Origin of the sequence: Pseudomonas sp. ICMP 8385 (assembly GCF_002699915.1) — a bacterium.
GTDB lineage: Bacteria > Pseudomonadota > Gammaproteobacteria > Pseudomonadales > Pseudomonadaceae > Aquipseudomonas > Aquipseudomonas gessardii.
The window spans coordinates 1-3,273 of record NZ_LKBY01000177.1 but is presented as its reverse complement, the minus strand read 5'-3'; the positions used below and the strand labels follow the sequence as shown (position 1 = coordinate 3,273).

The following is a 3,273-nucleotide window of genomic DNA, read 5'->3' as shown; positions in this document are numbered from 1 at the left end:
GCTGCTGTCGAGGGACTGGTCGACGATCTGCTGGTACCAGACCTTCTCCTGCTCACTCGGCTCGGCGCTATTGCGCGGAATCCGCCGTGGAGGCGCCTCGGTGCCACCCGGCGCGGTGGCGTTGACCCGGATACCGCGCTCGGCGGTTTCAAAGGCCAGGCAGGCGGTCAGGGCGTTAACGCCACCCTTTGCCGCGCCGTAGGGCACGCGATTGACCCCGCGCGTGGCGACGGAGGAAACGTTGACGATGGCTCCACTGCCCTGCTCGAGCATTGGCGGCAGCGCGGCGTGGCAGCACCACAGGGTGGGGAACAGCGAACGACGCACTTCGGCCTCGATCTCGTGTTCCTGGTAATGCTCGAATGGCTTAGCCCAAATGGTGCCGCCAACGTTGTTGATCAGAATGTCCAGACGACCGAAGCGCTCGAGCGCCGCCGCCATCACCCGTTGGCAATCGGCGAACTGCTCAAGGTCGGCGGTCAGGGTCAGCACCTCAGCGACTCCGACCAGTTCGTCGGCCAGCTCATGTATTAGCTCGGAACGGTCGACCAGCAGCAGCCGACCTCGGCGACCGATGCCCTGGGCAGCGCCGGTGATAACGGCAGTCTTGTCCTGGAAACGTTTGTTCATGAACCACCTCGGTTGTGTAGCCCAGATGCAATTTTGGGAAAGTTCGCAGGAAACATGGGCTCTACTGCACGAATAAAACAGGCCCGCTCACCAAGTAAGCGGACCAAAGGAGCCTCTAGGCGCTGGCGGCGAACTTCTCATAATAGAAATTGGCCGGCTGGAGGCCCTGTGCGCGAATGTACTGACTGACCGCCTCGACCATTGGTGGCGGACCGCAAAGGTAGACATCTACCTCACCGCCGTTGAGGTGTTTGGGCTCGATGTACTGGGTCACATAGCCCTTTTGCGGATAGGCGCTGTCCGGGCTGGCGACGCAGGCGCTGTAGCTGAAGTTGGGAATGCGCGCGGCGAATGCCTCTAGCTTGTCCATTTCGACCAGGTCGTGNGGCGAATGCCTCTAGCTTGTCCATTTCGACCAGGTCGTGGTCATGGGTGACGCCGTAGATCAGATGGAGCGGGTGCTCGCTGCCCTGCTCGGCGATCTTCTCCAGCATCGCGGTGAACGGCGCTAGGCCGGTACCACCCGCCAGCAACAGCAGCGGCCGCTTGATCTCGCGCAGATAGAACGCGCCCAGCGGTCCAGCCAGACTGACGCTATCGCCGACCTTGGCGAGGCTGGTCAGGAAGCTGCTCATCAGCCCGCCCGGCACGTTGCGGATCAGGAAGCCGACCTCGCCATCCTTTTGCAGCGAGCTGAAGGAATAGGCGCGGGTCTGGTCGCTGCCCGGCACTTGCAGATTGACGTACTGGCCCGGCAGAAACGCCAACTGGTTCAGCGATGCGCTTTTGATAGACAGCGCGATGGTGCTCTCGGACAGCTGACGCACGTTGCTGATCGCTGCCTGATAGCTGGCCTGCTGGGTCTTACAGACGTCCGATGCGGCCGGAACGCGAATCACGCAGTCGCTTTCGGCGCGCATCTGGCAGGTCAGCACGTAGCCCTGCTCGGCTTCGGCTTCGCTCAACGCATCCTCGATGTATTCCTCGCCGAGGTCGTAGCGGCCGCTCTCGGCGAAGCATTTGCAGGCGCCGCATGCACCGTCTCGGCAGTCCATGGGTAAATTGATGCCTTGGCGGTAGGCAGCATCAGCAATAGTCTCGCCAGCATTAGCATCGATGAAACGAGTGACGCCGTCTTCGAAGTTCAGTGCAACCTTGTGTGTCATGGCGGCACCTCAGACGTGGTATACATCGATGAACTGGCGGACGTAGTCGTTCTTCAGAACGACCTTCTTGGCCTTAATCAGCGGGCTCTCGCCGCATGTGTCGAGGGTGCAGAAGTTGGTGCCAAAGAAGTGGTCCACCGTCTTGTACCGGTAATTCAAGGTGTACCAGTTGTAGCGCAGCTTACAGAAGCCGTCGGACTGCTCGAGCAACTCCAGATTGCTGATGTTGTGGCTGGTTCGGGTGTCCGGAATGGTGGCACTGGAGCGCTCGGTCTTGATGCGGAACACCCGATCCTCTAGGCCACCGCGATTGCCGTACCAAATCAGCGAGATCTGGCTCTGCGGGTCTTCGGTCAATTGGTCGCGGGCGTCCCAGGCCGGCATCCAGAAAGTGGCGTCCGGCGCGTACATTTCCAGCCAGCTATCCCACTGCTTGTCGTCGAGGTAGCGTGCTTCGCGGTAAAGGAAATCGCGCACGGCTTCGTAGGAGATAGTCATTTACGCGCCCTCCGCATGGATCAGCCGATCCTGTTCGGCCTTGACGGCCCTGATCATCTGCTGTTGCCAGTACTTGTGCTGCATGACGAACAGGCCCTCGTCCTCGATACGCGGGCCACTCATCAGCGGGTGCAGATCAATCCCCCTAGCAATTTCGTCGGGGCCGTCGATCCAGTGCGTCGCCCCACGGGACATATCGTTCATTCCCCTGCCGGCGAAGCCCTGCTGGCAAGCGCGGAATTCTTCAAGGTCGTCCGGGGTGGCCATGCCGCTGACATTGAAGAAATCCTCGTACTGACGGACGCGGCGGGCACGCGCCTCGGCGCCCTCGCCTTTCGGCGCGATGCAGTAGATGGTGATTTCGGTTCTATCCACCGACAGCGGACGGGTGATACGCAACTGCGAGCCGAACTGGTCCATCAGGTAGAGGTTCGGGTAGAGGCAGAGGTTGCGGGAGATACCGATCATCCAGTCGGCACGGGCTTCACCAACCTCACTGGCTAAGCGATCTCGATCAGCGAACAGCGGACGGTCTGCCGGGTCGGGCCAGCGCGCCCAGATCATCTGATGGCCGTTTTCAAAGGAGTAGAAACCACCGCCACCCTTGCCCCAGCTACTGGCGCTCATGGCGCGAATATCATCGCCCGCTTCTCTCAGCTTGCGCTGCTGCTGGGTGGCGGCGTAATTCCAGTGCACAGTGCTAACGTGGTAGCCGTCGGCCCCGTTCTCGACCTGCACCTTCCAATTGCCTTCGTAAACATAGGTGCTGGAACCGCGCAGCACCTCCAGACCTTCGGGCGATTGGTCGACGACCATGTCGATGACCTTCCTCGACTCGCCGAGGAATTCTTCCAATGGGGCGACGTCCTCGCGCAGGCTGCCGAACAGAAATCCGCGGTAGGAAGCAAAGCGCGCAACTTTCTTCAGGTCGTGCGAGCCGTCACAGTCGAAGCTGTCCGGATAGCCGGCGCCCTTGGGG

3 protein-coding genes and 1 pseudogene are annotated in these 3,273 nt (G+C 61.0%); all 4 read right to left on the bottom strand.

Annotated elements, in window-relative coordinates; translation table 11 throughout:
* Positions 1–630: 1,6-dihydroxycyclohexa-2,4-diene-1-carboxylate dehydrogenase (locus AO268_RS32270; RefSeq protein ID WP_099170910.1), on the bottom strand; the 630-nt coding region annotated here is incomplete at its 3' end.
* Between the two features lie 115 nt (positions 631–745).
* Positions 746–1,796 (bottom strand): annotated as a pseudogene (benC, locus tag AO268_RS32265) (benzoate 1,2-dioxygenase electron transfer component BenC).
* A 9-nt stretch (positions 1,797–1,805) separates the two neighbouring features.
* Entirely contained in the window at positions 1,806–2,294 is a 489-nt protein-coding gene (gene benB, locus AO268_RS32260; protein WP_099170909.1) for a benzoate 1,2-dioxygenase small subunit, read from the bottom strand.
* Positions 2,295–3,273 (bottom strand): SRPBCC family protein (locus tag AO268_RS32255; RefSeq protein ID WP_099170908.1); only part of this gene is annotated, 979 nt, incomplete at its 5' end.